The organism is Phenylobacterium sp., assembly GCF_035539035.1.
Lineage (GTDB): Bacteria > Pseudomonadota > Alphaproteobacteria > Caulobacterales > Caulobacteraceae > Phenylobacterium.
Genome location: NZ_DATLJI010000010.1, coordinates 180,847 through 207,800, shown reverse-complemented (window position 1 = coordinate 207,800; position 26,954 = coordinate 180,847). Strand labels below are relative to the sequence as shown.

Sequence of the window (26,954 nt, the reverse complement as noted above, 5' to 3'; positions counted from 1 at the left end):
GAACCGGTCGGCCCCGCCGGCCCCGGTGAGCTGGTCCGGCCCCTGGCCGGCGTTCAGGGTGTCGTTCCCGGCCCCGCCCGCGAGCGTGTCGCCGTACTGGTCGGAGGTCAGCACCTGGCCGGGCTCGTTGCTGGGCGGCGGCGGCGGCGGGGGCGGCTCTTCCGGGCTCGAGCCCGAGGCGCCGGCGAGCTGCGCCCAGCTGACGTTGCCGGCCGCCACCCCGTCCAGGGTGATGATGTAGTTGGGCCACTGCTGGCCCGTCGCCGTGCCGTCGCGGTCGAACAGCACGAGCGTGTCGTCGTCGCGGCCCAGCAGCACGATGTAGCCGTCGGCCACCGGATCGGAGCCCGTGTAGCCGGACGTCTTGAACAGGGCCGAGAGGTCCAGTCGGTCCGCGCCAACCCTGAAGTCGGTCACCGTCGCCGGCGACCAGGGCTCGCGGGCCCAGGCGAAGACGTCGTCGCCCCCGCCGCCGGTCAGCACGTCGGAGCCCTGGCTGGCGTTGATCGTGTCGTCGCCGGCCCCCGCGGTGACCGTCGAGCCCGGGCCCGGCGAGGTGTAGACCTTGCCGTCCTCGCCGGAAGGCGGCGGCGCGGCCTGCAGCGTCAGGGTGAGGGTGGCCGCCGCCTCGTCGCCGTCGCCGTCGACGGCCCAGTAGGTGAAGCGCTCCACCGATCCGGCCGGGGCGTCGGCCCGGGCCGCGTAGCTGTAGTCGCCGGTGGGCGAGACGCTGAGCACGCCGTACTGGCCCTGCAAGGTGAAGCGGCCGCCGGTGTCGGCGGTGGCGTCGGTCACCGTCCGCTCGGCGTTGCCGATCCGGGTGACGCCGCCGAAGCCGTCGGCGCCGAAGCTGTCGGGCGTGCCGCTGGTCACCAGGTTGCCGGTGGCGGTCGTCCCCGCCGCGGCGGCGGCGGAATCGTTGGTGACGTGCAGGCCCTCGTCGTCGCGGATCTGCACCGTCAGGCGGCTGCTCGCGGCGTCCCCGTCGCGATCGGTGAGGATGATGTCGAAGCCCCGGATGTCCCCGTACTTGGTCTGGGTCCCCGGGCTGCTCTGGATCGGGCCGGTGAGCTGGAAGGCCACGGTGACCTGGCCGGTCGCCGGGTCGAAGCCGGTCACCGACAGCCGGCCGTAGCCGAGGTCCGTCCCGCCGGCGGTGAAGACCCCGTCGCGGATCGCCGTGTAGCCGGCGACCGTCAGGTCATCGATCCCGTCCTGCGCCGCGACCGTGAAGGTCCAGCTGCTGGAGGTCGTGGCCTGGCCCGGCTGGCTGCCCTGCGGCAGGCCGGCCTCGGCGCCGAACAGATGACCGCCGGGCGGGGTCGGGTTGCTTATGGTGGGGAGCGCGCCGGGCATCTAGAGACTCCGGGCGACAGCCCGGGTCGCGGACCCGGGGCAGGCAGGTTTGAACATCGGAAGCACCAGCACTCGAAAAGGCAACGCCCGCGGGCGCCGCGACCAGGCGGATCGCGGCGCATGACGCCACGACCCGTAGATCAACCCCCTTCGGCGGCCGCTTGTTCCCAGGGCCGAGCTTCCTTTCTTGAGGACTTTCCGAAGGTTGCCTGGCGCCTTAAGAGCGGGCCCCGATGACCGCGCCCGCCAGCACCCTCCGCCAGGAAACCCTGTTCTCCGCCAAGCCCGGGGAGGCCGCCGGCCTGCTCGAGCCGCTGCTGCTGGCGGTGGGCGGGCCGGGCGCGGCGCTGCTCTCCGTCACCTTCGACTACGGCCCCGCGCCGGCCGCCCCGGGACCGGCGGTGGCCGAGGCCTGGGTCGAGCGGGCGACCCGCAGCCTGGTCTTCGTGCACGGCCGGCTGGCGGCCGCGGACGGCGCGGTGCTGGTCACCTGCTCGGCCGTGCTGCGCAACGCCACGGAAGCTTGAGGCCATTCTCCGGGGCGCTTTGGTTGCGGCGCCGAACATCGCGTGATACTAGGCGCGCGGCTTTGGGCCAGGCGTTTTAAGGACGCTACGGACCGAAGCGCTTTTCTTTAGCGCTTACAGGCCTTTAGGTCGCGGTTGGATCAGCCGCCGCGGCTCTCGAAACGCACCGGGCGGATATTAAGTGGCGGACGATTCCCAGGCTTCGAATGTGGGCGGCAGATATGCCCAGGCCCTGTTCGATCTCGCGAAGGACCAGAACCAGGTGGCGGCCGTCGAGGCCGACCTGAAATCGCTCAAGGCCGCGCTGGCCGACAGCCGCGACCTGCAGATCCTGCTGAACTCGCCGTCGTTCGACGCCGACGCCAAGGGCAAGGGTCTGGCGGCGATCGCCGAGCGCGCCGCCTTCCACCCCACGACGAAGAAGTTCCTGGGCCTGCTCTCGGCGAACGGCCGGGCCGCCGCCCTGCCGGCCGTGATCACCGCCTTCGAGCGCCTCTCGGCCGAAGCCCGCGGCGCCGTCTCCGCCCAGGTGGTGACCGCCGTTCCCCTGACCGCCGCCCAGTCCAAGGGCGTGCAGCAGGCCCTGCGCCAGGCGCTGGGCAAGGACCCTGAAATCGAGACCCGCGTCGATCCGTCCATCCTGGGCGGCATCAAGGTGCGGGTCGGCTCCCGTCTGTTCGACGCTTCGCTGAAGTCGAAGCTCGATTCCCTGAAGTTCGCCCTGAAGAGAGCGTAAGCCCATGGATATCCGCGCCGCCGAAATCTCGGCCATCCTGAAGTCGCAGATCGCCAACTTCGGCGAGGAAGCCGACGTCTCCGACGTCGGGTCCGTCCTCTCCGTCGGCGACGGCATCGCCCGCGTGTTCGGCCTCGACAACGTCCAGGCCGGCGAAATGGTGGAGTTCCCCTCCGCCGGCGTGAAGGGCATGGCCCTGAACCTCGAGCGCGACAACGTCGGCGTCGTGATCTTCGGCCAGGACCAGGCCATCAAGGAAGGCGACGAAGTCCGCCGCCTCGGCGAGATCGTGGACGTGCCGGTCGGCAAGGGCCTGCTGGGCCGCGTCGTGAACCCGCTGGGCGAGCCGATCGACGGCAAGGGCCCGATCACCAACGTGGCCGAGCGCCGCCGGGTGGACGTGAAGGCCCCGGGCATCATCCCGCGGAAGTCCGTGCACGAGCCGGTGCAGACCGGCCTCAAGGCCATCGACACCCTGATCCCCGTCGGCCGCGGCCAGCGCGAGCTGATCATCGGCGACCGCCAGACCGGCAAGACCGCCGTGGCGATCGACACCATCCTGAACCAGAAGACGATCAACGCCGGTTCGGACGAGAGCGCCAAGCTCTACTGCATCTACGTCGCCATCGGCCAGAAGCGCTCCACCGTCGCCCAGATCGTGAAGACCCTCGAGGAGCGCGGCGCGCTGGACTACACCATCGTGGTCTCGGCCACGGCCTCGGAGCCGGCCCCGCTGCAGTTCCTGGCGCCCTTCGCCGGCTGCGCCATGGGCGAGTGGTTCCGCGACAACGGCATGCACGCCGTCATCATCTATGACGACCTGTCCAAGCAGGCCGTCGCCTACCGCCAGATGTCGCTGCTGCTGCGCCGTCCGCCGGGCCGCGAAGCCTATCCGGGCGACGTCTTCTACCTGCACTCCCGCCTGCTGGAGCGCGCCGCCAAGCTCAACGCCGACAACGGCTCGGGCTCGCTGACCGCCCTGCCGCTGATCGAGACCCAGGCCAACGACGTGTCGGCCTACATCCCGACGAACGTGATCTCGATCACCGACGGCCAGATCTTCCTCGAGACCGACCTGTTCTTCCAGGGCATCCGCCCGGCGGTGAACGTCGGCATCTCGGTGTCGCGCGTGGGCTCCTCGGCCCAGATCAAGGCGATGAAGACCGCCGCCGGCCCGATCAAGGGCGAGCTCGCCCAGTACCGGGAAATGGCCGCCTTCGCGAAGTTCGGCTCCGACCTCGACGTGGCCACCCAGCGCATGCTGGCCCGCGGCGAGCGCCTGACCGAGCTCCTGAAGCAGCCGCAGTACTCGCCGCTGGCGGTGGAAGAGCAGGTCGTCAGCGTCTACGCCGGCACCCGCGGCTACCTCGACAAGATCCCGACCGCGCAGGTCGGGCGCTTCGAGCAGGAGCTGCTCAGCCACATGCACGCCAAGCATCAGGACATTCTGGACGAGATCCGCACCAAGAAGGACCTCGGCCCGGTGGAAGACCGCCTGAAGAGCGTGCTCGGCGCCTTCGCCGACAACTTCGCCTAAGACTGGCCGCACGGAGAAAGTAGCCGGCGATGGCCAGCCTCAAGGAGATGCGCAATCGGATCGGAAGCGTGAAAGCCACGCAGAAGATCACGAAGGCGATGCAGATGGTCGCAGCCGCCAAGCTGCGGAAGGCGCAGGACGCCGCCCAGAACGCCCGGCCCTACGCCGAGCGCATGGCGGCGGTGATCGCCAACCTGGCCTCCGGCGTCTCCGGCGATGGCGCGCCGCGCCTGCTGGTCGGCACGGGCTCGGACCGCCGCCACCTGGTGGTGGTCGCGACCTCGGACCGGGGCCTCGCCGGCGGCTTCAACTCCTCGATCGTCCGCGCCGCGCGCGAGCGGATCGGGGCGCTGCTGGCCGAAGGCAAGGACGTCCGCATCCTGACCGTCGGCCGCAAGGCCCGCGACCAGCTGCGCCGCCTCTACGGTGACCGCTCGGTGGGCGCGATCGAGGCCGGCGGCAATCCGTCCCTCGCCGTCGCCGAGGAGGTCGCGGCCAAGATCCGCGAGCTGTTCGAGGCGGGCGACGTCGACGTGGTCTCCCTGGTCTACAGCCGCTTCAAGTCGGTGGTCAGCCAGACGCCCACCGTCAAGCAGCTGATCCCGGCCGAGGTGGCCGCCGGCGAGCAGAGCGTCGACCTGAAGGGCGCGGCCTACGAGTACGAGCCCGACGAGGCCTCGATCCTCGAGGAGCTGCTGCCCCGCAACATCACCACCCAGCTGTTCTCCGCCATGCTGGAGAACCAGGCCGGTTTCTTCGCCGCCCAGATGACGGCGATGGACAACGCCACGCGCAACGCCGGCGACATGATCGCCAGCCTCACCCTGCAGTACAACCGTTCACGCCAGGCGCAGATCACCAAGGAGCTGATCGAGATCATCTCCGGCGCCGAGGCGCTCTAGCGAAAAGAGCCTAAGACATGTCTGAAGCCGCCGCCCCCAAGAAGCCCCGCCGCACCCCGGCCAAGGCCTCCGCCACCACCCAGGTCCCCGCCGTCGCCGGCGTGGCCACGGGCAAGATCGTCCAGGTCATCGGCGCCGTCGTCGACGTGGAGTTCGAAGGCCACCTGCCGGCCATCCTGAACGCGCTCGAGACGTCGAACACCGACCAGCGGACCGGCCTGCCGTTCCGCCTGGTGCTCGAGGTCGCCCAGCACCTGGGCGAGAACACCGTGCGCACCATCGCCATGGACACCACCGAGGGCCTGACCCGCGGTCAGCCGGTGGTGGACACCGGCCGCGCGATCACCGTGCCGGTCGGCCCTGCGACGCTCGGCCGGATCATGAACGTCATCGGCGAGCCGATCGACGAGGCCGGCCCGATCGACCTGACCAACACCTCGGTGATCCACCGCGAGGCCCCGTCCTTCGCCGAGCAGTCGACCTCGGCCGAAGTGCTGGTCACCGGCATTAAGGTCATCGACCTGCTCTGCCCCTACACCAAGGGCGGCAAGATCGGCCTGTTCGGCGGCGCCGGCGTGGGCAAGACCGTGACCATGCAGGAGCTGATCAACAACATCGCCAAGGCCTACGGGGGCTACTCCGTGCTGGCGGGCGTGGGCGAGCGGACCCGTGAGGGGAACGACCTCTACCACGAGATGATCGAGTCCAACGTGAACGTGGACCCGCGGGCCAACAACGGCTCGACCGAAGGCTCCAAGTGCGCCCTCGTCTACGGCCAGATGAACGAGCCCCCGGGCGCCCGCGCCCGCGTCGCCCTGACCGGCCTCGCCCAGGCGGAGTACTTCCGCGACGTCGAGGGCAAGGACGTGCTGCTGTTCATCGACAACATCTTCCGCTTCACCCAGGCGGGTTCGGAAGTGTCGGCCCTGCTGGGCCGCATCCCCTCGGCCGTGGGCTATCAGCCGACCCTGGCCACCGAGATGGGCAACCTGCAGGAGCGGATCACCTCCACCTCCAAGGGCTCGATCACCTCGGTGCAGGCCATCTACGTGCCCGCCGACGACCTGACCGACCCGGCCCCGGCCACCTCGTTCGCCCACCTGGACGCCACCACCGTGCTGAGCCGCGACATCGCCGCCCAGGGCATCTTCCCGGCCGTGGACCCGCTGGACTCCACCTCGCGGATCCTCGACCCGCTGGTGATCGGCGAGGAGCACTACACGGTCGCCCGTCGCGTCCAGGAAGTCCTGCAGCAGTACAAGGCGCTGAAGGACATCATCGCCATCCTGGGCATGGACGAGCTGTCGGAAGACGACAAGCTGATCGTGGCCCGCGCCCGGAAGATCAGCCGCTTCCTGTCGCAGCCGTTCCACGTCGCCGAGGCCTTCACCAACCAGCCCGGCAAGTTCGTCGAGCTGGCCGACACCATCCGCTCTTTCAAGGCGATCGTGGACGGCGAGTACGACCACCTGCCGGAGCCGGCCTTCTACATGGTCGGCTCGATCGAGGAAGCGGTGGCCAAGGCCGAGCAGCTGGCGTCGGAAGCGTAAGGACCCATGGCCGAGAAGCTCCACTTCTCCCTGGTCTCCCCGGAGCGCGAGCTGTTCTCGGGCCTCGTGGACCAGGTCGACGCGCCGGGCGCCGAGGGCGACTTCGGCGTGCTCGCCAACCACGCGCCGTTCATGACGGCGCTGAAGGAAGGCCAGCTGCGCGTGCACAACAACGGCCAGGTCCGGGTGTTCGACGTCCGCGGCGGGTTCGCGGACGTCACGGCCGAAGGCCTGACCGTGCTTGCCGAGTACGCGGTCGAGGCCGCCTAACGGGCACGTGATCGTCTGACGCAATGCCGGCGCCGTGGGGCCTTGCCTCCCGCGCCGCGCTTGAGTTTGATGCCGCGTTGAAAAGTCAGGGGAACGTCCATGCGTACAGCCTTCGTCAGCCTCATCCTCGCCGCCGGCCTCGCCGGCGCGGCCCAAGCGCAAGAGCCGGCCGCCCAGCCCGCGGCCCCGGCTGCGACGACGGCGCCCGCGCCGGAGACCGCTCCCGCCGCCGCCCAGCCGGCCCCGGCCGCCCCGGCCGCGGTTCCGCCCGCCCCGCCGCCGCTGCCCACCACCGGCGACGCCGCCGAGGTGATCGCGGCGCTCGACAACATCTGCGTCCCCGCCGTCCGCGGCCAGAAGCTGGACGACCTGGCCAAGGCCAACGGCTTCCGCCAGAACCGCCGCGACCAGACCTGGGCCAAGCCCCTGGGCGGTCAGAAGAACTTCCAGATCATCCTGTTCCCGCAAGGCTCCAACAAGGACGTCTGCTTCGCCGAGCTGCGCTACGGCGCCGGCGCCGCCGAAGAGATCGCCAAGGGCCTGAACGTGTGGGCCTTCACCCGCCAGCCGCCGCTGGACCCGACCGCCAACTACACGCAGCCGGTGGACCCCGATGGCATGAAGCGCGTGCGCCGCTCGTGGGAGCACCTGTCCTCGACCCAGTCGATCGGCCTGAACTTCTCCACCGTGCGCAAGCCGGACGACAGCCAGGTCAACGGCCGCTACGACATGGGCACCCTGCAGTACCAGGAGCGCAAGCTCTAGGGTCCCGGCATCGCCGACCTCGATCAGCGCCGGGGACGACCCCGGCGCTTTTCTTTTGTCCGCGGGGACGGCCCCGCAACGACAGCGGAGCCAGACATGGCCTGGGTCATCCTCTTCGTCGCCGGCCTCTTCGAGATCGGCTGGGCCATCGGGCTCAAATACACCGACGGCTTCACCCGCCTCGTCCCCACCGCGTTCACCGCCGTCAGCCTGGTGGCCAGCATGGGCCTCCTCGGCCTGGCCGTGCGCAGCCTGCCGATCGGCACGGCCTATGCGGTCTGGACCGGCATCGGCGCGGTCGGCACCGCCGTGCTCGGCATCGTCCTGTTCCGCGAGCCCGCCACCGCCCTGCGGCTCGTGTGCCTCGGCCTCATCGTGGCCGGCATCCTGGGCCTGAAGTTCCTCACCCCCGCGCAGGGCTAGGCCGCCGCGCGGGCCTCCTGGGCCAGCCAGCGGAGCACACGCTCGGCCACCGCCTCCCAGCCGGGCTCGCCCACCAGCCAGTGGCTCATGCCCGGCATCTGGACGAACGCCGCGCCCACCCGCTCGGCGGTCTGCCGCACGGTGGCGGGCGGGTGCACCAGGTCGAGCTCGCCGGCGATCGCCAGCGCCGGCGCGCCGAGCGGCCCCGGTCCGACGCTGGTGGTCATGAACGGGTCCAGCCACCAGTTCAGGGTCTCGCGCAGCGCCCGCGCGCTCTCCGGCCGCATGCGCGCCACGACGGCCTCGCGCTCGGCCTTGTGGACCCGGTCCAGGCTGTAGCGGCGCATCAGCTGCCGGTCGGGCTCCACCGCCCCGCTGGAGAAGGGACCGAGCATCTGCACGCCGAAGGCGGTCACCGCTTCCTCGAAGGTCGAGCCGGAGACGCCCCAGGGCGCGGACGGGGCGAGCAGCACGAGCGCGCGGGGCCGCACCCGGCGGGCCGCCATCTGGGCCACCAGCCCGCCCATGGAATGGCCGATCAGCACCGGCGGCTCGGCCAGCTCGGCGCACAGCGCCGCGATGTCGGCGGCGTAGTCGGACATGGAGACGCCGATCACCTTGTCGCCGGGCTCGTCCGCGCCATGGCCGCGCAGGTCCGGCGCCAGCACCTCGTGCCCCTGCGCCTCGAAGGCCGCGCGGAAGCTCTCGAACGCCCAGCCGCCGCAGAACGCGCCGTGCACCATCACGATGGCGGTCATGATCCCCTCGTCCGGTCCGGCGCGGGCCTTCTGTCGTCGTGCGGGTCCGTCGCCGTGTTCATCCTACCCCGAAAGCCCGGGAGCCGGGGAGGTTTCACGGGCGCCTGGCCGCCAGGCCGGCGAAGGCCTGGGCGACCTGCTCATAGGCCGCCCGCTTGAACGGCACGATGAGCCCAGGCGCCTCCTCGAGATAGCCCCAGCGCCAGGCGTCGAACTCCGGCTCCTCGTGGTGGGCGAGGTCGAACTCGGATTCGTCGCCGTCGAAGCGGTAGGCGAACCACACCTGCTTTTGCCCCTTCCAGCCGCGCCAGGCCTTCGACCCGCCCCAGCCCTCCGGGAAGTCGTAGTGGATCCAGCCATCGGTGCGGGCCAGGTAGGTGACGGTCCGCGCGCCGGTCTCCTCGTGCAGCTCGCGCCGGGCGGCCGTCTCGAAGTCCTCGCCCTTGTCGATCCCGCCCTGCGGGAACTGCCAGTTCCAGGGCTCCGGCGTCCCGGCCCGGCGGCCCAGCCAGACGCGGCCATCGGGGTGGAAGAGCACCACCCCGACATTCGGCCTGTGCTCCGGCAGCTCGTCCGGCGGGCTCATCGCTTGGCGGCGAGCGCCGAGGCGGGGGCGAGCTGGTAGCCGCGTTCCTCCACGCTGGCGGTCCAGCGCGCCACCTTCTCCAGGGTCACCGGATAGGCGAAGCCCGCGCCCAGCGCCTGGCCCCGCTGCAGGGCGCCGGCCTCCAGGGCCAGCAGCTGCTGGTCGATGCCCTTGGCGGTGAGCTGGTCGTCGATCACCCGGTCGGCCGAGGCGCGCGGCAGCCCGCCGCCCTGGCGGCTCGCCGAGCCGTCGTCGATGAAGCCCAGGCCCCGGCCGCGGGCGGCGGTGGCGAAGGCCTCGTAGGCGGCCGGGTCGGCCAGGAAGCGCGAGCCCAGGTAGTTGGTCAGGCCGAAGTAGCCGGTGGCCCGCGACAGGATCCACTCCAGCCGCTTGGCGGTCTCGGGCGCGCTGCCCTTGGCCATCAGGGTGTAGGGGCCGGGGTCGTTGTCCGGATAGTCCAGCGGCTCCATGGGCGTCTCGAGCAGCACCTCGTGGCCGTGCTGGCGGGCCAGGTCGATCCAGCCCTGCAGCCCCTCGGCGTAGGGCACGAAGGACAGGGTCACCGGGCCGGGCAGGGTCTCGATGGCCTGCTGGGTGGCGCGCGCGTTCAGGCCGAGCCCGCCGATCACCACGGCGATCTTCGGCCGGCCGTTGGACTTGAAGGGCCGCCTGTAGGCCTCGAAGGGCGTGCGGCCGTCCTGGGCGATGATCGGCAGCGGGCCGCCGGGGCCGGGCGCGTAGAAGCCGGCGATCGGCGCGGCCGGCAGGGGGCCGTTGGCGTAGGTGGTGGCCGGCCGGGCGGCGCTGTCGGAGTTCCAGGTCTGGCCGGCCATGGGCGCGAGCGGCCGCTCGGAGAGCCGCATGACGTCCTCGGTGACGGTCATGCCGCGCGCCTTCGGCAGGGCCTGGCGCCAGCCGTCCGGCGCATGGCGCAGGACGCCGGCCAGCGGCACCCGCACGACTGGCCCCGAGGTCTCGGCCGGCCCCATCATGCTGAGCAGGGCCGCCGCCGCCACGAGCAGCATGGCGCCCGCCGCGCCGGCGCCGGCGTAGGGGCTGGCCGCCAGCCCGCGCAGCTTCGCCAGGCTGAACGCCGGCGCCTGCAGACGGGGAATCGCGATCATGGCCAAGCTTGGGAAGCTCCTCTGTGCGGAGGGTCCCGCCATACGGTTAACGAGGGATCAACCGCAGGGTGCGCCGGCCTGCCGCAGGGGGCGCTGCCTGCGCACGGCGCCGACGAAAAAGGGCGGCCCCGGGGGACCGCCCTTTCCGTGTCTCCGGCGCGGGCGCCGCTACTTCTGCGTCTGCGGCGGCTTGACCTCGGCCACGCGGGCCTTGGAGCCGACCACCTCGGCGAGCTTCGCGGTGGGCTTCGGCAGCTTCGGCGTCGCCGCCACCGAGCCGTACTTCAGCACGTCGGAGGCGCGGGTCAGCTGGAAGTCCTTCTTGACGTCGAAGCTCTCCGGCGGCGCCTCGGCGGGCTCGTGGGCGCCGCGGCGCACCTTGCCCTCGTCGGCGTTCAGCGCATTGCGGAACGAGGCCTCCGAGAACTGGAACGCCCGGTTGGCGATGTTCTGGGCCTCCTCGCGGGACGAGGCGACTTCCAGGTCCGGCTCGATGCCGGTCTTCTGGATCGAGCGGCCGGACGGCGTGTAGTAGCGCGCCGTGGTCAGCTTCAGGGCCCCGTCCATGCCGCCGCGCAGCGGGATCACGGTCTGCACCGAGCCCTTGCCGAAGGTGGTCAGGCCCACGACCTCGGCCCGCTTGCGGTCCTGCAGGGCGCCGGCGACGATCTCGGCCGCCGAGGCCGAGCCGTTGTTGACCACCACCACCATGGGCAGGCCGCCGGTGATGTCGCCGGCGCGGGCGTTGTAGCGCTCCACGTCGCGCGGGTCGCGGCCGCGTTGGCTGACGATCTCGCCGCCCTCCAGGAAGAGGTCGGAGACCGCCACCGCCTGGTCGAGCAGGCCGCCCGGATTGTTGCGCAGGTCGAGGATCAGGCCCTTCATCTGCGGGTTCTTGGCCCGCAGGGCGGCGAAGGCCGCCTCGGCCTCGTCCGTGGTCTTCTCGTTGAAGCTGCCGATCCGCAGGACGCCGTAGTCGCCCTCCATCTTGGCCGTGGCGGACTTGGGCTTGATCACCTCGCGGACCAGCTTGACGTCGAACGGGTCGGACTTCTCGCGGGCGATGGTCAGCGTCACCGCCTCGCCCGGCCGGCCGCGCATCTGCTTGACGGCGTCGGTGACGGTCAGGCCCAGCACGCTGTCGCCGTTCACAGCCGTGATGTAGTCGCCGGCCTTGATGCCCGCCTTGTGCGCCGGGGTGTCGTCCATCGGCGAGATCACCTTGACCACGCCGTCCTCGCTGGTGACCTCGATGCCGAGGCCGCCGTACTCGCCGCGCGTCTGGTCGCGCATGTCGTCGAAGTTCTCGGGGTCGAGGTAGCCGGAGTGCGGATCGAGGCTGGTCAGCATGCCGTCGATGGCCGCCTGGATCAGCTTGGTGTCGTCCACGTCGGTGACGTACTGCCGCTCGACGGTGTCGAGCACGTCGCCGAACAGGCCCAGCATCCGGTAGGTCTTGGCGTTGGGGCCGGCGGCGGCGATCGCCTGCTGGCTCACATAGGCCATGGACCCCGCGCCGAGCACGAAGGCCGAAACGCCGATCAGGAGGTACTTCTTCATCGCCTGCCTCAGGCTCCCCTCTGCGGCTCCCGCCGCTTGTGACCAGGCCCCCCGAACGCCTGTTTCCAGCAGCGCTCAGCCCGCATTTTGGTTCAGCCAGCGCCCCGGATCGACCGGCGCGCCCTGCTCCCGGATCTCCAGATAGAGTTCCGAGGTCGATTGTCGATCATCGGGCATCCATCCGACAGGCTCTCCGGCCGCGACGGATTGTCCAACCGAAACCGACGGTCGCTCAAGGCCAGCCAACACGAGATGATAGCCGCCCGCCAGCCTTAAAATAAGAATGACCCCCCAACCTTTCACGGGGCCCACGTACTGCACCGCGCCCGCGCCGGGGCTGGCCACCCGGGCGCCGCGGGCGGCGGCGAGGGTGACGCCGTTCGCCCGGCCGCCGCCGGCGAGGGGGGCGCCGAAGCCGCGGATCAACTTGCCTTGAAGCGGCGGGACCAGGGCGGCCGGCGCGCGGATCGCCTCGGCCGGCAGCGGGGGCAGGGGGCGCAGGTCCGGCGCCTGGCGCTCGGCCTCCGGGGCGGCCTCGGCCAGCTGGCTCTCGGTGGTGAACAGGGCCTCGCTCTGCACGGCGGCCAGCCTGCGCTGGCGCATCATCTCGTTGGCGGCCGACGCATAGCTCTGCGCCCGGCGCTGCAACTCGGGCGTCATCGCCTTGACCAGGATCGCCGCGCGCACCGCGTCCTTGGCGTCGTCGGGCGAGACCAGCAGGGCCGGCGGCGGATCGCGGCGGATCTGCTCCAGCACCGACAGCATGCGGGCCAGCTGGTTCATGTTGGCCGCCTGCTCGGCCGACAGCTGGGTCTCGGCGAGGTTCAGCCGCGCCAGCCGTTCGCTCGGCTGGGCCGCCGCGATCGAGGCCACGGCCAGCGCGCCCAGGCCCGCCGCCGCCATCCCACCGCCGATCGCCGTCCGCGTCTGCATTCAGTCCCTATGATAGGGCGAACCCGCCAGAATTGAGACCGCCCGGTACACCTGTTCGGCCAGCATGGCGCGGGCCAGCGCATGCGGCCAGGTCTGCGGCCCGAAGGCGAGCTTGCCGTGGGCGGCCGCCAGCAGCTCCGGGTCGAGCCCGTCGGCGCCGCCGATCAGGAACACGAGGCGCCGCACGCCGCGGTCGCGCAGCGTGGCGATCTCCTCGGCGAAGCGGCGCGACGGCCGCGCCGTCCCGTGCTCGTCGCAGGCGATCACGTGGGCGTCGGCCAGGTGGGGGCGCAGGGCCTCGGCCTCGGCGGCCTTGCCGGGCTTGCGGCTCTCCACCTCCACCACCTCGACGGGACCCAGGCCCAGCGCCCGGCCGGCGTTGGTCGCCCGCTCCACATAGAGCTTCACCAGCTCCGTCTCGGGCGAGCGGGCCAGGCGACCGATGGCGACGATGGTGATCTTCACGGGCCCAGCCATAGCGCGATTTGGCCCCTGCGCGACGTGGGCCGCGCCGCCGGCGGGAACCTTTGGGCCTGCTCATCCATCAATAGCAGAGCCGGCGGGGGCCTTGGACGGGAGACCGATGTGCCGGGCGTGACGGGCAGACGCGACGTTGTGGTGGTCACCGGCGCCTCGGCGGGCGTGGGCCGCGCCGCAGTCCGCGAGTTCGCTCGCCGGGGCGCCGACGTCGGCCTGATCGCCCGCGGCCTCGACGGGCTGGAGGCCGCCCGCCGCGAGGTGGAGGCGCTCGGCGGCCGGGCGCTCGTGCTGCCGGCCGACGTCGCCGACGAGGCTCAGGTGGAGGCCGCCGCCGCCCGCGCCGAGGCCGAGCTCGGCCCCATCGACGTCTGGGTCAACAACGCCTTCGCGGGCCTGTTCTCGCGCTTCATGGACGCCACGCCCGAGGAATTCCGGCGGGTCACCGAGGTCACCTACTTCGGCCAGGTCCACGGGACCCGTGCGGCGCTGAAGCGGATGCTGCCGCGCGACCGCGGGGCCATCGTCCTGGTGGGCTCGGCTCTGGCCTACCGCGGCATCCCCCTGCAGGCCGCCTACTGCGCCGCCAAGCACGCCCTGCAGGGCTTCCAGGATTCGGTCCGCGCCGAGCTGATCCACGAGAAGAGCCGGGTGACCCTCTCCATGGTCCAGCTTCCGGGGGTGAACACCCCGCAGTTCGACTGGGCCCGCGCCCACGTCCCCGGCCGGCCGCAGCCGGTGGGGCCAGTCTACCAGCCCGAGCTGGCCGCCCGCGCCATCTGGTTCGCCGCGCGGTCCGGCCGCAAGGAGGTGGTGCTGGGCGCCCCGGCCCTGCAGGCCATACTCGGCGACAAGCTCGCGTCGGGCCTGCTCGACCGTTACCTGGCGATGAGCGGCGTCGAGGCGCAGCACGACCCCGGAAAGCCGCCGCCCGCGCCCGACAACCTGTTCCAGCCCGTGCCGGGAGACCACGGGGCCCATGGCCGCTTCGACGCCGTGGCCCGCGACCGCGCCCCGCAGCTTTGGGCCAGCATGCATCGCGGATGGATCGCCGCCGCCGCCGCACTGGGCGCCGGCGCGGCCCTGTCGTTGAGCCTGCGCCGCCGGGCCTGAGGCGGCATCGTTTCAAACGGGAGAAGACACCATGACGGACAACCCCCACAGCACGGCCAAGGTCGGAGGCCACCCCCTCCATCCGATGATCGTGCCGTTCCCCATCGCCTTCCTGGTCTCGGCGCTGGTGACCGACCTGATCCACCTCTACACCGGCGGCGCCGGCTGGGCGCAGGCCTCGATGTGGCTGCTCGGCGCCGGCATCGCCACGGCCTTGCTGGCCGCGGTCCTCGGCTTCATCGACTTCGCGGGCGACCGGCAGATCCAGCGCCTGCGCCACGCCTGGATGCACATGATCGGCAACCTGGCGGCGGTGGCGCTGGCGGCGGTCAGCTTCTACCTGCGGGCCACCGGCGGCGCCGTCGAGGCGCTGGCCCCCGCCGGGGTGACGCTGTCGGCGGTGACGGTGGTGATCCTGGTGTTCACCGGCTGGCTCGGCGGCGAACTGGTCTACCGCCACCGGGTGGGCATCGAGGACGGCTCGATGGCCCTGGCCCGCGCCCGCGTGTCCGACCGCGCCGCCCGCTGAGCCGGGAGGTGGTCGTGGGCTTCGGTGAGCCCAGCCCATGATCCGCGTCGTCTCGTTCCGCAAGGCCGCCCTGGCCGGGGCGGCCGGCGCGGTCGCGTGGGAGGCGCTCCTGCGCCCGCTGCTCGCGGCCGGCCTGCCGCTGGCCGACCTCGTGCGGGCGCTGGGAACGGTCCCCGCGCCCGATGCGCCGGCCTGGGTCTGGTGGCCGCTCGGCATGGCCCTCCACGTCGGCGTGGGCGTGCTCTGGGCGATCTTCTACGCCTACGTCTTCTGGTCGCTGTTCGTCTGGCGGCCGGTGATCCAGGGGCTGGCCTTCACGCCGGTCCCCGCGGTGCTGGCCGAGCTCGTGATGTACCCGCAGCTCAGGCTGATGCACGTCCAGGCCGACGTGGCGCGCGAGACCGCCTGGACCCTGCTGCAGGACGTCACCTGGGGCGAGCGGGCGGGCCTGCTCCTCGGCCACCTGGCCTTCTGCCTGACGCTGGGCGCCCTCTACACCCGGCCGGTGGGCTATCCCGCCGGACACCCGCCCCGGCTGCCGGCCCCGCGCCGCCGCGCCGCCCGTCGCGTGCGCGCCCCGGAGCGGGCGCCGTCCGCCTTCATCTTCGCCACCGGCATCGAGTGCAGCTATCCGCGGGTGGAGGGCGGCCGCTGGCGGCGCGACCAGATGGCCGCCACCGGCCACTACGCCCACTGCCGCCATGACCTCGAACTGGCGGCCGAGCTCGGGCTGACTCACGTGCGCTACGGCCCGCCGCTGCACCTCGTCATGCCCGCCCGGAGCCGCTTCGACTGGTCCCTGGCCGACGGGCCGCTCGAGGCCATGCGCGACCTCGGGCTCACCCCCATCGTCGACCTCTGCCACTTCGGCCTGCCCGACTGGCTGGAGGACTTCCAGAACCCCGAGGTCCCGGCGGCGCTCACCGCCTACGCCGCGGCCTTCGCCGGGCGCTATCCGTGGGTGCGGTTCTACACCCCGGTGAACGAGATGTACGTCTGCGCCCGGCTCTCGGCCCTGGAGGGGCTGTGGAACGAGCAGCGGCGGGACGAGCGGGCCTTTGTCACCGCCGCGCATCACCTCGCCGCCGCCAACGTCGCCATGATGCAGGCGATCCTGGCCCGGCGCGCCGACGCGGTCTTCGTCACCAGCGAGAGCGGCGAGTTCTACCAGGCCGCCACCCCCGATCCGGAGGTGGTCCGGGTCGCCGACTTCGAGAACGAGCGCCGCTTCCTGCCGCTCGACCTGGTCTACGCCCGCCCGGTGAGCGACGGCATGCGCGCCCACCTCCTCGACCACGGGATGACCGCGGAGGCGTACGACGGCTTCATGCGCCGCGAGGCGCCGCGGCGGGCCATCCTCGGCGTCGACTACTACGAGTGGAACGAGAAGCTGATCGACACGGAAGCCCGTCCCCAGGCCCTGGGCGAGCTGTTCGGCTGGTACGTCATCGCCAGCCAGTATTACGACCGCTACCGCCGCCCGATGATGCACACCGAGACCAACCGGCTGGACGCCCGCGACGCGCCCCGCTGGCTCTGGCGGCAGTGGCACAACGTCCAGCTGATCCGCGGCGCCGGCGTCCCCGTCGTGGGGTTCACCTGGTACAGCCTGACCGACCAGGTGGACTGGGACATCGGCCTTTCCCAGGTGCTCGGGAACGTCAATCCGGTGGGCCTGTTCGACCTCAACCGCGACCCACGGCCGGTGGCCCAGGCCTACCGCCACCTGGTCCGCACCTTCGCCGACACCCCGGGCCTGAAGGACTGCCCCGCCCTGGAGGCGATCCTCGCATGATGGCCTTCCTGCGCGCCCATGGGCTCGACGCCGGCCCGCTGCAGCGGCCGCTGCTGGCCGGGGCGATCACCGGCCTGGTCGCCACCGTCCCCGCCGGCGCTGTCTTCGTGGCCCTGGGCTCGTTCGCCGCGACCGACGCGGTGCTGCGCCTGCCACGCCCGGCGGCGGCGGCCGTGCTGGTCGCCGCCTTCACGGCGTCGGGCGCCCTCTACGGCCTCGTCCTGCAGCGGGCGGCCAACGACCGCCGGGGCGGCTTCCTGTTCGGCATGGTCTTCGCCTTCGTCCTCTGGATGGCCGCGCCGGTGGTGGTCCTGCCCCTGCTCGGCGGGAGGATGATGGCGGCCGGCCTGGCGGCGGCGGGCTTCTTCGCGGGCTTCCTGGTCTGGGGCGCGGCGCTGGGCGCGCTCTTTCCCATCGTCCACCGGCCGCTGCACGTTCGCCTGGAGAGCGGCCGCGACGGCCGCCACGCGGGCGCCTTCGGGGCCGTCTCCCCGCTGCGCCTGCTGCGCCGTCCGCCCCGCCGCTGAGGCGCCGGGAACCTTGTGGCGCGCGCTCCGTCCAACCATCTGAGCCAGGGAGCCCGCCGATGACCGCCTCCGCCCGGACCGTCGATTTCGCCAGCCTGCCCGAGCCCGAGCTCGTGCGGCTCGCCCGGCTCGGCCGTGGCGAGGCGTTCCGCGTGCTCATGCAGCGCTGCAACCAGCCGCTGTTCCGCACCGCCCGCAGCGTCATGCGCGACGAGTCCGAGGCCGAGGACGTGCTGCAGGAGGCCTATGTGCGCGCGTTCCAGAAGCTCGGCGACTTCCGCGGCGAGTCCAGCCTGCTCACCTGGCTGACCCGCATCGTGCTCAACGAGGCCCGCGACCGGCTGCGCAAGCGGCGCACCATGGTCGAGCTCGACGCCATCGAGCAGGCCCAGGAGGCGGGCCAGGTGCTCACCTTCCCGTCCGGCCAGGTCGCCAGCGATCCCGAGCGCGACGCCTCCCGCGCCGAGGCCCGGCGGCTCCTGGAGCACGCGGTCGACGAGCTGCCGGAGAACTTCCGGCTGGTGTTCATCCTCAGGGAAGTGGACGGCCGCAGCGTGGAGGAGACCGCCGACAGCCTCGGCGTCCTGCCGGCGACCGTGAAGACGCGGCTGCACCGCGCCCGGCGGATGCTCCGCGAGAGCCTCGACGCCAAGCTGGCGTCGGCGCTCGATGGGGCCTTCCCGTTCCTCGGCGTCCGCTGCGGGCGGATCACCGACGCGGTTCTGGCCCGCTTGCAGGCGACGGGTCTCGCCGTCGCCTGAAATCAGGGGCTGAAACCTCAGGCGTTGGGCGCGGGCGTCCTGTGCGGGGCGTCCACCGACCAGATCTTCTCGATGTTGTAGAAGGTCCGCACCTCGGGCCGGAACAGGTGGACGATGACGTCCCCCGTATCGATCAACACCCAGTCGCAGTGCGGCAGGCCCTCGACCCTCACCCGGCCGTAGCCCTCGTCCTTCAGGGCCCGCAGCAGGTGGTCGGCCATGGCGCCGACGTGGCGGTGCGACCGCCCTGAGGCGACGATCAGCCCGTCGGCCACGGCGCTCTTGCCCTTGAGGTCGATGAAAACGACATCCTGGGCCTTGTCGTCGTCCAGCTTGGCCAGGATCAGGTCTTCCAGGGCGGCGATACGACCCTGGACGTCTTGCGAAGGTTCGGGGTCCGCCTGGACGGCGGACGGAACCTCTTGCGCGCGCGGCGCGGCTTCACGTTGCAGCGGGGTTGCTCCTTTGATGTCCTCGCTATCCTCAACCCTAACACGCGTGGGGGCCCGGGTCAGCCGCCCTCACGCACACGTCAAGATTTGGACCGGCGCATCCGTTCCCTGAGCGCCGTCGAGGACTGGAAGTTGAACCGCCCGAAGAGGAAGGCCCAGGCGGGCGGGCGGATGCCGGGCAGGCCCATGGCCCGGTGAGAGGGCAGCCGGGCGTGGCGGAAGCGCACGGCGGCGGGCGAGAAGCGGCTCTTCAGCGAGATCCACGGCCGCGAGACCACCGCCACCGGCGCCTCGCGCATGATCTGGGTCCAGCCGCGCCAGCGGTGGAAGGTGGCCAGGCTGTCGGCGCCCATGATCCAGACGAACTTCACCCCCGGGAAGCGGGCCTTCAGCGCCCGCAGGGTGTCGATGGTGTACTGCGAGCCCAGCCGGGTCTCGGCGTCGGACACGATCATGTCGCGGCCGCGCGCCACCGCCGCCGCCCCGGCCATCCGCTCCGCCAGGTCCGCCGTTTCGTGGCTGGGCTTCAGCGGGTTCTGCGGCGAGACCAGCCAGATCACCTTGTCCAGGCGCAGGCGGCGCTTGGCGGTCTCGGCGACGTGGGCGTGGCCTTCGTGGGCGGGGTTGAACGAGCCGCCGAACAGGCCGACCCGCATGCCAGGCTTGAGGTCGAAGCCGAGCCTGAGGCCCCCCGGACGGCCGGCCGGCGGGATCCGGCGCGCCGGCCCCGCGAACCACATGCGGTGACGCCTCAAGCGCGGCGCGGCGGGGTGGGCTGGCCCCCGCGGTCGAGGTCGGGGTCGGCCTGCCGAACCCGGGCGCGGACGGTGAACACCCCGTCGCCGGCCAGCACGCCGCCGCGCGCGAACAGCCGGCCGTGCTCCCAGTTGGAGAGGCCGAGCTCCGGCCGGTCCAGCGCGTACTGGCCGTCCACCCAGCGGGTGAAGCCGTCGCCCACGAAGGGCGCGTCGATCAGGTCGTAGAAGCGGACGTGCGCCGCCGGATCGGCGCTGATCAGGCTGGCGGTGAAGCGGGGGCTCAAGCGATTGAACAGGGCCACGGCGGCGTCGACGCTGTCCACGATCTTGAGGCTGACCTCCGGGGTCTCCTCCCACTCCCACTCGCGGCCGAGATCGGCGTCGGCGATCGGCTCGACCAGCGGCTCCTCGACGGGCCCCTCGGCCCGCACCACGGTCCCGCGCGCGGTCCGCAGCGCCTCGGGGATGCGGCCAAGGTCGGCCTCGGCCACGTGCAGCTTGAAGCCGCGGCGCCGCTCGCCGGCCCGCGCCAGCGCCTCGAGGAACGCCGGGACCAGGGCGTCGGCGGCCTCCGCCACGATGCAGCAGACGTTGAGCGTGTTGCAGACCTTGCGGTCGAGCGAGTGGTAGGCGGCGGCGTAGAACCGCTCCGGATCGGCGGTGGCGTCGGCCACCATCCAGGCGCCGCCCGTGCCGTGCAGGCTGACTGGCGTGCCGGCGCCGCGCGCGATCGCGCCCAGCTGGGCCACCGCCGGGCCCGAGCCGCGGGCCACCGCCAGGGCCAGCCGGGGATCGGCGAACATCGCCCAGCCCGCCGCGTGCGCCGCCGAATCCACCAGCACCGCCGCGCCCTCGGGCAGGCCCGCCTTGGCCAGCGCCGGGTCCAGCGCCTCGCGCACGATGGCGCGGGCGGTGCCGAGCGCGTCGGAGCCGATGCGGAAGACCACGGTGTTGCCGGCGCGGATCACGCCCGTGGCGTCGGCGAAGACGTTGGGCCGGCCCTCGAAGACGAAGCCCGTGACGCCCAGGGGCGCCATCACCTGCTCCACCTGCCAGCCCTCGTGCCGGACGGTCTCCAGCACCCGCCCGCGCGGCGGCTCGGCGTCGCGCCAGGCGCGCAGGCCCGCGATCATGTCGCGCCGCATGGCCTCGGAGGCGATCAGCCGGGTGGTCGAGCGGCCGCGCGCCTGGGCGCTCGCCACGTCGGCGGCGTTGGCCTCGGCGATGGCGGCCCAGCAGGCCTCGTCCTCCAGCCGGGCGGCGAAGGCCTCGAAGAAGGCGCTGATCTGCGCGTCGGAAACCTCGCCCATCCGGGCGAAGGCGGCCTGGGCGCGGCCCACGGCGCCGGCGGCGGTCGCGTGCTCGGCGGCCGGCACGTGCAGCAGGGCGCCGTCGGCGACGAGCAGCCGGTCGCCGGCCCGGAAGGCGCCGGCCAGCGTCTCGTCCACATAGGCCACGCGGTCGCCGCCCCAGACGATGGCCTGGCCCGGGACGAGCGCTTCCAGCCGCCCGTTACGCGACGCCTCGGCCATCCGCCCTGATCCGCCGTCGTCCAACCGACCGCCCCATATGCTCAGCTTGAGCCTTACCTACGCGCCCACGGCGTGCTGCGCCAGCGCGAGGTCGTCGGCGTGCACCAGCGGGCCGGACGTGTAGCCCAGCACCGCCTCGATGGCCTCGCTCTTCAGGCCGCAGATCCTGACCGCGTCCTCGGCCTCGTAGCGCACCAGGCCGCGGGCGATCTCGCGGCCCGCCTCGTCGCGGATCACCACCGCGTCGCCCTTGTCGAAGCGGCCCTCGATGCGCCGCACGCCGGCCGCCAGCAGGCTCTTGCCGCGCCGCACCGCCGCCGCCGCGCCGTCGTCAACCACCAGCGACCCGGCCGGCGCGAGGCTGCCCGCGATCCAGGCCTTGTAGGCCGCCGCCGGCGTGGTGGAGGGCTCGATGACGGTGGCCTTGGCCCCATGCTCCACGGCCCACAGCGGGTCGGGCCGGTGGCCGAGCGTGATGATCGTCGCGCAGCCCGCCGCCGAGGCGATGCGGGCCGCCGCGAGCTTGGTGGCCATGCCGCCGGTGCCGACGCCGGCCGCGGCGTTCGCGCCGCCCGCCATGGCCTCGATCTCGGCGGTCAGGCGGCCGATCCTGGGCAGGTGCTCGGCCGTGGGATCGCGCCGCGGGTCGGCGGTGTAGAGCCCGTCGACGTCCGACAGCAGCACCAGGGCGTCGGCGCCGGCCAGCTGGGCGATCCGCGCCGCCAGCCGGTCGTTGTCGCCGTAGCGGATCTCCTCGGTGACCACCGTGTCGTTCTCGTTGACCACCGGGATCACGCCCAGCGACAGCAGGGTCTCCACGGTCGCCCGGGCGTTCAGCCAGCGGCGGCGCACCTCGGTGTCGTCGCGGGTCATCAGCACCTGGGCGCAGGCGATGCCGTGCGGCTCGAAGGCCTCCTCCCAGGCGCGCATCAGGAGCGACTGGCCGGCGGCGGCGGCGGCCTGCTTCTCCGGCAGGGTCAGCGCCCGCTTGCGCAGGTCGAGCCGGCGGCGGCCCAGCGCCACGGCGCCGGACGAGACCACCAGCACCTGCTGGCCCCGCGCGCGCAGCCGCGCCACGTCGGCGGCGAAGGCGGCCAGCCAGCGGGCGTCCGCCCCGGCCTCGCCGACCAGCAGCGCCGAGCCGACCTTGACGACGATCCGCCGGGCCTTCTCGAGCTCGCTCACGGCTGCCAGTCCCCGGAGGACGCCGGCGCCTCGTCCTCGTCCTCCTCGTCGGCGACGATCTCGCCCCGGCGGCGGCGGACCAGCTTCCAGGCCTCGCGCAGCAGCTCGGTGACGTTCTCGCCGGTGAAGCCCGAGACCAGCCGCGGTGTCACCCCGGCCACGGCGGCCAGCTCCGCGGCCTTGGCCTCCCGCTCCTCCTCGGAGAGGGCGTCGATCTTGTTCAGCGCCAGGATCTCCGGCTTGTCGGCCAGCTCCTCGCCATAGGCCTCCAGCTCGTGGCGGACGACCTTCCAGGCCTGGCCCACGTCCTCCTGGGTGCCGTCCACCAGGTGGATCAGCACCGCCGTGCGCTCCACGTGGCCGAGGAACCGCGTGCCGATGCCGGCCCCTTCGTGGGCGCCCTCGATCAGGCCCGGGATGTCGGCCAGTACGAACCGCTCGCCGGCCGACAGGTCGACCATGCCGAGGTTGGGGGCCAGCGTCGTGAAGGGATAGTCGGCGATCTTCGGCTTGGCGGCCGAGGCCGCCGCCAGGAAGGTCGACTTGCCGGCGTTCGGCAGGCCCACCAAGCCCACGTCGGCGATCAGCTTCAGGCGCAGCCAGATGGCCCGCTCCTCGCCCTCCTGGCCGGGGTTGGCGTGCTTGGGCGCCTGGTTCACCGGGCCCTTGAAGTGGGTGTTGCCGAAGCCGCCGTTGCCGCCCTTCAGGAACAGGACGCGCTTGCCGGCCGTGTCCATGTCGTAGAGCAGGGTCTCCTTGTCGTCGTCGAGCACCTCGGTGCCCACCGGCACCTTCAGCACCACGTCGGCGCCGTTCGCCCCGTGGCGGTTGCGGCCCATGCCGTGGCCGCCGGTCTCCGCCTTGAAGTGCTGCTGGTAGCGGTAGTCGATCAGGGTGTTCAGCCCCTCCACCGCCTCGATCCAGACGTCGCCGCCCTTGCCGCCGTCGCCGCCGTCCGGGCCGCCGTACTCGATGTACTTCTCGCGCCGGAAGGACACGGCGCCGCCGCCCCCGTTGCCGGAGCGGACATAGACCTTCACCTGGTCGAGGAACTTCATGACGCGGAGACTTTACGACGGATGGCCCACACGAGGAGGGCGGCGATCAGGGATTTGACGACGGCGCCGGGCAGGAAGGGCGCGACGCCGTCGGCGAAGGCGGGGCCGACGCCCACCAGGGTGGCCAGCCAGGCCCAGCCGAGCGCCAGGATCAAGGCGTGGCCCAGCAGGAAGGCGCCGGTGAGCCGGGCCGGCTCAAAGGTCTGCTCGGCGGTGCGCGCGACCAGCGGCGCGGCCAGCAGCATGCCCAGCAGGAAGCCGGCGCTGCCGCCCATCATCGCCTCCGGCCCGCCCTCGCCGCCGGCCAGCACCGGCAGGCCGACGATGGCGAAGAGCAGCCAGACGAGCACGACCTGGAACACCAGCCGCATGCCGCAAAGCCCGGCCAGCACGAACAGCATCAGGCTCTGCAGGGTGATCGGGATCGGGCCGACGGGAAACGCCGCCTGCGAGGCCAGCGCCATCAGGCCTGCGCCCGCCAGCACCACCGGCACGCGCCACACCTGCCCGCGCCCCGCCAGGAAGCGGGCGAGCGGCGGCGGGGTCACGGCCCTGTCCTCGGCGTTCGTCATCGGCAGCGCGGATAACACAGAAAGGGGCTGAACCACGAAAGGCGCGAACGGCACGAAAAGAGGAGGAACCACGGAATACACTGACCACACGGACCCGGCGCCGCCGTTTGGTCCGTCTGGTCCGTGGTTCTTTAAACCTAGGCCAGCCACACCATCATCCGCGTCGGGACCTTGGCGCCGCGGGCGCGGCTGTCCTTCAGGGCCACGTCGCCGGTGTAGAGGAAGCCCGCCTTGCACAGCACCTGGCCGGACGCCGGGTTGTCGGCGAAGTGGCCGGCCTCCACCAGGTTCCGGCGCCAGTCGCGCTTCACCCACTTCAGCGCCCCGCGCACCGCCTCGGTGGCGTAGCCGCGGTTCCAGAACGGACGGCCCAGCCAGTAGCCGAGCTGCGGGCGGCCGTTGGCCCCGGTGGTCAGGCCCAGCACGCCCACCACGCCGAAGCTGCGGTGCTCGATGGCGAACCGCGCCTCGCGCCGCCAGTCCTGGGCCATGGCCCGCTCGCAGAACGCCTCGGCCTCGCCGGCGTCGTAGGGATGCGGCAGGTCGCAGGTCATGCCGGCCACGTTGAAGTCGTTGGCCAGCCGGCCGATGTCGGCCGCGTCGCTGCGCACCGGCCCGCGCAGGACCAGACGTTCCGTCGAGATGACGGGGCTCACTTCGATCGCGCACATGTCCTTGCCTCCCGGCCCCACGTTGCGGGGGCCCAAAACGAAAGCGGGGAGCCCGGCTGACCGGACTCCCCGCTTGAAGTCTTGTCCGGTCCGCCTGTTTGGAAACTGGCGGACCCGAAGAAGGTGGGTTCGCCCTACTCGGCTGCCATCACCTCGGCCGGAACCACCGTCACGTAGGTGCGGTCGTTTCGCTTGGTAATGAACTTCACCGCGCCGGTGACGGTCGCGAAGAGGGTGTGGTCCTTGCCCATGCCGACGTTGTCGCCCGGCCAGAACTTGGTGCCGCGCTGACGCACGAGGATGTTGCCGGCGAGCACCGCTTCGCCGCCGAACTTCTTTACGCCGAGGCGCTGGCCGGCGGAGTCGCGCCCGTTGCGCGAGGAGCCGCCCGATTTTTTGTGAGCCATTGTGCTCTCCTAACTCTCTAAGGGGCTGCCGGACCGATTACTCGGCGGCGCCCTCGTCCTTCTTGGCGGCTGCCTTCTTGGCCGCGGGCTTCTTGGCTTCGCCTTCAGCCTTGGCCTCAGCCTTGGGGGCGGCGGCCTTCTTCGGCGCGGCCTTGGCTTCGGTCTCGACCGGGGCGTTCACCTGGGCGGCCTTGGCGGCTTCCTCGGTGGCGGCGACGTCGACAGCCTTGGGGGCCTTCGGCGCGGCGGCCTTCTTCGCAGCCGGAGCGGCCTTGGCGGCGGGGGCGGCTTCCGCCGCGACCGGGGCCTGGAAGGCCAGGTTGCGCGAGCGGGCGTTCAGCTCGGCCTTGGTGGTCAGGTCCACCGTGCCGTCCCACTTGGCCGCTTCCTTGCCGCCTTCGCCGTTGATGGCGGTGACGCGCAGGACGCTCTCGAACTGGCGGTGGCCGCGGGTCCGGCGGTAGCCCTGGCGGCGGATCTTCTTGAAGATCTTCACCTTCTCGCCCTTGCGGGTCTCGATCAGGGTCGCCGCCACGGTGGCGCCGGCCACGGTGGGCGCGCCGAGGGTCACGGCGTCGCCGTCGCCCAGCATGAGGACTTCGCCGAACGAAACGTTCGCGCCGGGCTCGCCGTCGAGCTTCTCAACGACCAGCACGTCGCCGGGCTGGACCCGGTACTGCTTGCCGCCGGTCTTGATCACCGCGTACATCGTTCGCGCGCCTTCAAACTCTTATGTGCAAAACGGAATGCGCCCGCGGAGCGACCCCACGGGCGAGAGGGCGGGACTTATACGCAAGGCCGGCGGAGAGTCAACGAGGCGAGGCCAGCCGGCGGGCGACTTCTTCCAGCCTCCACGACCGCACCCGGCGCCCGCTCGGCGCAAGGGCGGATGGTCCCACGCGTAGCCATTCAGAGCCTTGAACCCATGGCGGCCAGTCTGCCTGCCGCCCCGGGTCACTCAAGGACGGCCCGCAGGGCCGCCGCGGAGCGGCCGCCGGAGGCGGTCCTTGACTGACCCGGGACGGCAGGCTCCGCTTCATCCATGGACTTCAAGGACCGCCAGCATCCCTGAGGGATGCTGGTCGGCAGGAGCCGCAAAACAACCGCTCATCCCCGCGAAAGCGGGGACCCAGGTGTTTTATCGGCGGGCGGCTGCGGTTCCGGAGTGACCAAAAAGCCTAGGTCCCCGCTTTCGCGGGGATGAGCGGCACAGGGCAGCCCTACCCCGCCTCCTTCTCCTTGCGCAGGTCGTCCGACACCAGCCGGAACATCTCCTCCACCAGCCCGCCCACGAGGTCCGGGGAGGGGTCGCGGACGCCTTCCTCGGCGAGGTGGCGGGCGGCCATGTCGGGCAGGGTGCGCTTGAAGTCCTCGCCGAACACCGCGCAGCGGCCCATGGCGAAGGTCACCCGCTCCGGCCGGGCGGCCTGCGCCGGCGGCCCCAGCGGATGGGCCATCTGCCGGTCGATGCAGATCGACCAGGAGGCCAGCGAGGTCTCGTAGCGCAGGGTGGCCACGGCCGGGTCGGCGGCGGCGAGCAGGGCGATGAGCGAAAGCACGTCGGACCGTCCCTTCAGGTCAGGGAGACCCACGTTATGGCCGGCCGCGGAGCGGCGCCATGCGACGCCGCGCCCTAGCCGCCGCCCTTGCCCGGCCGGTCGCGCAGCAGGGCGACCAGCACCCGCTCCACCCAGGCCCGCTCCTGCGGGCTCAGCGGCAGGAGGAGGGAGAGCACGCGCCCGGCGCCGGCCGGGCCGTCGTCCTCGCGCACCTCGGGGTGGCCGGGGAAGAAGTCGCGCACCGGCGTCCCCAGCACCCGGGAGATCGCCTCCAGGGTCTCGAAGGTCGGCGCGCTGCGGCCGCGCTCGATCTCGCCCAGCGACTGGATGGACCGGCCGATCGCCTCGGCGAGGTCGGCCTGCGACAGGCCCAGGAGCTCGCGGTGACGGCGGATCGCCGCGCCCACGTCGGCCTTCAATGTGCTGTCGCCCCATCGAGTCACCCCCTCAGATGAGCACCTTGCGGCGAGGCGAGGTGAGCACGCAGCGGTTGCAGTTCATCGAGCAGGCCGGACTTGCTGTCGCGCCTTG

Annotated in this window: 30 protein-coding genes and 1 pseudogene; 13 read left to right on the top strand and 18 right to left on the bottom strand. The window is 72.2% G+C overall.

The window, feature by feature from the left end:
- Window positions 1-1,356 (bottom strand): type I secretion C-terminal target domain-containing protein (locus VM685_RS04195; protein ID WP_325458857.1); only part of this gene is annotated, 1,356 nt, incomplete at its 3' end.
- A 233-nt stretch (window positions 1,357-1,589) separates the two neighbouring features.
- Between VM685_RS04195 and VM685_RS04190 the strand changes: the two genes are divergently transcribed.
- The 8 genes from VM685_RS04190 (at window position 1,590) to sugE (ending at window position 8,066) form a co-directional block, all read left to right on the top strand.
- Window positions 1,590-1,883: a hypothetical protein gene (locus VM685_RS04190; protein WP_325458856.1), complete on the top strand. Its 294-nt coding sequence runs from the start codon at window positions 1,590-1,592 to the stop codon at window positions 1,881-1,883.
- 181 nt (window positions 1,884-2,064) lie between these two features.
- Window positions 2,065-2,619, top strand: coding sequence for a F0F1 ATP synthase subunit delta (locus VM685_RS04185; RefSeq protein ID WP_325458855.1), 555 nt, complete (start codon window positions 2,065-2,067; stop codon window positions 2,617-2,619).
- Window positions 2,620-2,623: 4 nt separating this feature from the next.
- Window positions 2,624-4,156, top strand: coding sequence for a F0F1 ATP synthase subunit alpha (gene atpA, locus VM685_RS04180; protein WP_325458854.1), 1,533 nt, complete (start codon window positions 2,624-2,626; stop codon window positions 4,154-4,156).
- A 29-nt stretch (window positions 4,157-4,185) separates the two neighbouring features.
- Window positions 4,186-5,058 (top strand): F0F1 ATP synthase subunit gamma, encoded by an 873-nt coding sequence (locus VM685_RS04175; RefSeq protein WP_325458853.1) that lies wholly within the window; start codon window positions 4,186-4,188, stop codon window positions 5,056-5,058.
- Between the two features lie 17 nt (window positions 5,059-5,075).
- Window positions 5,076-6,608, top strand: coding sequence for a F0F1 ATP synthase subunit beta (atpD, locus tag VM685_RS04170; protein ID WP_325458852.1), 1,533 nt, complete (start codon window positions 5,076-5,078; stop codon window positions 6,606-6,608).
- Between the two features lie 6 nt (window positions 6,609-6,614).
- Window positions 6,615-6,878 carry an ATP synthase F1 subunit epsilon gene (locus VM685_RS04165; protein ID WP_325458851.1) on the top strand — a complete coding sequence of 88 codons (264 nt, stop codon included), beginning with the start codon at window positions 6,615-6,617 and terminating at the stop codon, window positions 6,876-6,878.
- Between the two features lie 99 nt (window positions 6,879-6,977).
- A complete protein-coding gene (locus VM685_RS04160; protein ID WP_325458850.1) occupies window positions 6,978-7,643 on the top strand; it encodes a hypothetical protein in 666 nt (221 codons plus the stop codon).
- Window positions 7,644-7,739: 96 nt separating this feature from the next.
- Window positions 7,740-8,066, top strand: coding sequence for a quaternary ammonium compound efflux SMR transporter SugE (sugE, locus tag VM685_RS04155; protein WP_325458849.1), 327 nt, complete (start codon window positions 7,740-7,742; stop codon window positions 8,064-8,066).
- Here sugE and VM685_RS04150 read toward each other — a convergent pair.
- From VM685_RS04150 to rlmH, 6 genes are all read right to left on the bottom strand, one after another.
- Window positions 8,063-8,824, bottom strand: coding sequence for an alpha/beta hydrolase (locus VM685_RS04150; protein WP_325458848.1), 762 nt, complete (start codon window positions 8,822-8,824; stop codon window positions 8,063-8,065). The genes sugE and VM685_RS04150 overlap by 4 nt on opposite strands.
- Before the next feature lie 94 nt (window positions 8,825-8,918).
- On the bottom strand, window positions 8,919-9,410 hold the full coding sequence (locus VM685_RS04145) for an RNA pyrophosphohydrolase (protein WP_325458847.1): 492 nt from the start codon (window positions 9,408-9,410) through the stop codon (window positions 8,919-8,921).
- On the bottom strand, window positions 9,407-10,534 hold the full coding sequence (locus VM685_RS04140; protein ID WP_325458866.1) for a divergent polysaccharide deacetylase family protein: 1,128 nt from the start codon (window positions 10,532-10,534) through the stop codon (window positions 9,407-9,409). Before VM685_RS04140 ends, VM685_RS04145 begins: the two co-directional genes overlap by 4 nt.
- Window positions 10,535-10,702: 168 nt before the next feature.
- The gene (locus VM685_RS04135) at window positions 10,703-12,094 is read right to left on the bottom strand and encodes a S41 family peptidase (RefSeq protein WP_325458846.1); all 1,392 of its coding nucleotides are present in this window, start codon (window positions 12,092-12,094) and stop codon (window positions 10,703-10,705) included.
- Between the two features lie 75 nt (window positions 12,095-12,169).
- Window positions 12,170-13,027: a murein hydrolase activator EnvC family protein gene (locus VM685_RS04130; protein ID WP_325458845.1), complete on the bottom strand. Its 858-nt coding sequence runs from the start codon at window positions 13,025-13,027 to the stop codon at window positions 12,170-12,172.
- Window positions 13,028-13,492: a 23S rRNA (pseudouridine(1915)-N(3))-methyltransferase RlmH gene (gene rlmH, locus VM685_RS04125; protein WP_325458865.1), complete on the bottom strand. Its 465-nt coding sequence runs from the start codon at window positions 13,490-13,492 to the stop codon at window positions 13,028-13,030.
- A gap of 129 nt (window positions 13,493-13,621) precedes the next feature.
- On the opposite strand from rlmH, the gene VM685_RS04120 reads away from it, so the two are divergent.
- From VM685_RS04120 to VM685_RS04100, 5 genes are read left to right on the top strand one after another with little or no spacing between them, the layout of a single operon-like run.
- Window positions 13,622-14,617: an SDR family oxidoreductase gene (locus VM685_RS04120; protein WP_325458844.1), complete on the top strand. Its 996-nt coding sequence runs from the start codon at window positions 13,622-13,624 to the stop codon at window positions 14,615-14,617.
- A gap of 31 nt (window positions 14,618-14,648) precedes the next feature.
- Window positions 14,649-15,146: a DUF2231 domain-containing protein gene (locus tag VM685_RS04115; protein WP_325458843.1), complete on the top strand. Its 498-nt coding sequence runs from the start codon at window positions 14,649-14,651 to the stop codon at window positions 15,144-15,146.
- Window positions 15,147-15,183: 37 nt separating this feature from the next.
- Complete coding sequence (locus VM685_RS04110) at window positions 15,184-16,941, top strand: family 1 glycosylhydrolase (RefSeq protein WP_325458842.1); 1,758 nt, start codon at window positions 15,184-15,186, stop codon at window positions 16,939-16,941.
- Window positions 16,938-17,468 carry a hypothetical protein gene (locus VM685_RS04105; protein ID WP_325458841.1) on the top strand — a complete coding sequence of 177 codons (531 nt, stop codon included), beginning with the start codon at window positions 16,938-16,940 and terminating at the stop codon, window positions 17,466-17,468. The genes VM685_RS04110 and VM685_RS04105 overlap by 4 nt, the downstream gene beginning before the upstream one ends.
- A 59-nt stretch (window positions 17,469-17,527) precedes the next feature.
- Window positions 17,528-18,229, top strand: coding sequence for an RNA polymerase sigma factor (locus VM685_RS04100; RefSeq protein ID WP_325458840.1), 702 nt, complete (start codon window positions 17,528-17,530; stop codon window positions 18,227-18,229).
- A 17-nt stretch (window positions 18,230-18,246) separates the two neighbouring features.
- On the opposite strand, the gene rsfS is transcribed toward VM685_RS04100, so the two are convergent.
- The 11 genes and pseudogenes from rsfS to VM685_RS04045 all read right to left on the bottom strand — a co-directional run bounded on the left by rsfS (window position 18,247) and on the right by VM685_RS04045 (window position 26,842).
- Window positions 18,247-18,699 (bottom strand): ribosome silencing factor, encoded by a 453-nt coding sequence (gene rsfS / locus VM685_RS04095; RefSeq protein ID WP_325458864.1) that lies wholly within the window; start codon window positions 18,697-18,699, stop codon window positions 18,247-18,249.
- Between the two features lie 62 nt (window positions 18,700-18,761).
- Window positions 18,762-19,421 carry a nicotinate-nucleotide adenylyltransferase gene (locus VM685_RS04090; protein WP_325458839.1) on the bottom strand — a complete coding sequence of 220 codons (660 nt, stop codon included), beginning with the start codon at window positions 19,419-19,421 and terminating at the stop codon, window positions 18,762-18,764.
- A gap of 11 nt (window positions 19,422-19,432) precedes the next feature.
- Window positions 19,433-20,971, bottom strand: a complete 1,539-nt coding sequence (locus VM685_RS04085) for an aldehyde dehydrogenase family protein (protein WP_325458838.1) — start codon at window positions 20,969-20,971, stop codon at window positions 19,433-19,435.
- A 57-nt stretch (window positions 20,972-21,028) separates the two neighbouring features.
- Window positions 21,029-22,165, bottom strand: a complete 1,137-nt coding sequence (proB, locus tag VM685_RS04080) for a glutamate 5-kinase (protein ID WP_325458863.1) — start codon at window positions 22,163-22,165, stop codon at window positions 21,029-21,031.
- The gene (gene obgE, locus VM685_RS04075) at window positions 22,153-23,214 is read right to left on the bottom strand and encodes a GTPase ObgE (RefSeq protein WP_325458837.1); all 1,062 of its coding nucleotides are present in this window, start codon (window positions 23,212-23,214) and stop codon (window positions 22,153-22,155) included. Before obgE ends, proB begins: the two co-directional genes overlap by 13 nt.
- Window positions 23,211-23,786 (bottom strand): biotin transporter BioY, encoded by a 576-nt coding sequence (locus VM685_RS04070; RefSeq protein WP_325458836.1) that lies wholly within the window; start codon window positions 23,784-23,786, stop codon window positions 23,211-23,213. Before VM685_RS04070 ends, obgE begins: the two co-directional genes overlap by 4 nt.
- Before the next feature lie 137 nt (window positions 23,787-23,923).
- Entirely contained in the window at window positions 23,924-24,457 is a 534-nt protein-coding gene (locus tag VM685_RS04065) for a GNAT family N-acetyltransferase (RefSeq protein WP_325458835.1), read from the bottom strand.
- Window positions 24,458-24,591: 134 nt separating this feature from the next.
- Window positions 24,592-24,864, bottom strand: a complete 273-nt coding sequence (gene rpmA / locus VM685_RS04060; RefSeq protein WP_325458834.1) for a 50S ribosomal protein L27 — start codon at window positions 24,862-24,864, stop codon at window positions 24,592-24,594.
- Window positions 24,865-25,087: 223 nt separating this feature from the next.
- Window positions 25,088-25,573, bottom strand: a pseudogene (gene rplU / locus VM685_RS04055) (50S ribosomal protein L21); the annotation flags it as partial.
- Window positions 25,574-26,084: 511 nt separating this feature from the next.
- Window positions 26,085-26,423 carry a hypothetical protein gene (locus VM685_RS04050; RefSeq protein ID WP_325458833.1) on the bottom strand — a complete coding sequence of 113 codons (339 nt, stop codon included), beginning with the start codon at window positions 26,421-26,423 and terminating at the stop codon, window positions 26,085-26,087.
- Window positions 26,424-26,497: 74 nt separating this feature from the next.
- On the bottom strand, window positions 26,498-26,842 hold the full coding sequence (locus VM685_RS04045; protein ID WP_325458832.1) for a helix-turn-helix transcriptional regulator: 345 nt from the start codon (window positions 26,840-26,842) through the stop codon (window positions 26,498-26,500).
- Window positions 26,843-26,954: the final 112 nt, after the last annotated feature.

Excerpts from the sequence above, each read along its gene's own strand:
- VM685_RS04190 (WP_325458856.1), top strand. The coding sequence starts at position 1,590 with ATGACCGCGCCCGCCAGCACCCTCCGCCAGGAAACCCTGTTCTCCGCC.
- atpA (WP_325458854.1), top strand. The coding sequence starts at position 2,624 with ATGGATATCCGCGCCGCCGAAATCTCGGCCATCCTGAAGTCGCAGATC.
- VM685_RS04175 (WP_325458853.1), top strand. The coding sequence starts at position 4,186 with ATGGCCAGCCTCAAGGAGATGCGCAATCGGATCGGAAGCGTGAAAGCC.
- atpD (WP_325458852.1), top strand. The coding sequence starts at position 5,076 with ATGTCTGAAGCCGCCGCCCCCAAGAAGCCCCGCCGCACCCCGGCCAAG.
- VM685_RS04165 (WP_325458851.1), top strand. The coding sequence starts at position 6,615 with ATGGCCGAGAAGCTCCACTTCTCCCTGGTCTCCCCGGAGCGCGAGCTG.
- VM685_RS04160 (WP_325458850.1), top strand. The coding sequence starts at position 6,978 with ATGCGTACAGCCTTCGTCAGCCTCATCCTCGCCGCCGGCCTCGCCGGC.
- sugE (WP_325458849.1), top strand. The coding sequence starts at position 7,740 with ATGGCCTGGGTCATCCTCTTCGTCGCCGGCCTCTTCGAGATCGGCTGG.
- VM685_RS04150 (WP_325458848.1), bottom strand. The coding sequence starts at position 8,824 with ATGACCGCCATCGTGATGGTGCACGGCGCGTTCTGCGGCGGCTGGGCG.
- VM685_RS04145 (WP_325458847.1), bottom strand. The coding sequence starts at position 9,410 with ATGAGCCCGCCGGACGAGCTGCCGGAGCACAGGCCGAATGTCGGGGTG.
- VM685_RS04140 (WP_325458866.1), bottom strand. The coding sequence starts at position 10,534 with ATGATCGCGATTCCCCGTCTGCAGGCGCCGGCGTTCAGCCTGGCGAAG.
- VM685_RS04135 (WP_325458846.1), bottom strand. The coding sequence starts at position 12,094 with ATGAAGAAGTACCTCCTGATCGGCGTTTCGGCCTTCGTGCTCGGCGCG.
- VM685_RS04130 (WP_325458845.1), bottom strand. The coding sequence starts at position 13,027 with ATGCAGACGCGGACGGCGATCGGCGGTGGGATGGCGGCGGCGGGCCTG.
- VM685_RS04115 (WP_325458843.1), top strand. The coding sequence starts at position 14,649 with ATGACGGACAACCCCCACAGCACGGCCAAGGTCGGAGGCCACCCCCTC.
- VM685_RS04110 (WP_325458842.1), top strand. The coding sequence starts at position 15,184 with ATGATCCGCGTCGTCTCGTTCCGCAAGGCCGCCCTGGCCGGGGCGGCC.
- VM685_RS04105 (WP_325458841.1), top strand. The coding sequence starts at position 16,938 with ATGATGGCCTTCCTGCGCGCCCATGGGCTCGACGCCGGCCCGCTGCAG.
- VM685_RS04100 (WP_325458840.1), top strand. The coding sequence starts at position 17,528 with ATGACCGCCTCCGCCCGGACCGTCGATTTCGCCAGCCTGCCCGAGCCC.
- VM685_RS04090 (WP_325458839.1), bottom strand. The coding sequence starts at position 19,421 with ATGTGGTTCGCGGGGCCGGCGCGCCGGATCCCGCCGGCCGGCCGTCCG.
- VM685_RS04085 (WP_325458838.1), bottom strand. The coding sequence starts at position 20,971 with ATGGCCGAGGCGTCGCGTAACGGGCGGCTGGAAGCGCTCGTCCCGGGC.
- obgE (WP_325458837.1), bottom strand. The coding sequence starts at position 23,214 with ATGAAGTTCCTCGACCAGGTGAAGGTCTATGTCCGCTCCGGCAACGGG.
- VM685_RS04070 (WP_325458836.1), bottom strand. The coding sequence starts at position 23,786 with ATGACGAACGCCGAGGACAGGGCCGTGACCCCGCCGCCGCTCGCCCGC.
- VM685_RS04065 (WP_325458835.1), bottom strand. The coding sequence starts at position 24,457 with ATGTGCGCGATCGAAGTGAGCCCCGTCATCTCGACGGAACGTCTGGTC.
- rpmA (WP_325458834.1), bottom strand. The coding sequence starts at position 24,864 with ATGGCTCACAAAAAATCGGGCGGCTCCTCGCGCAACGGGCGCGACTCC.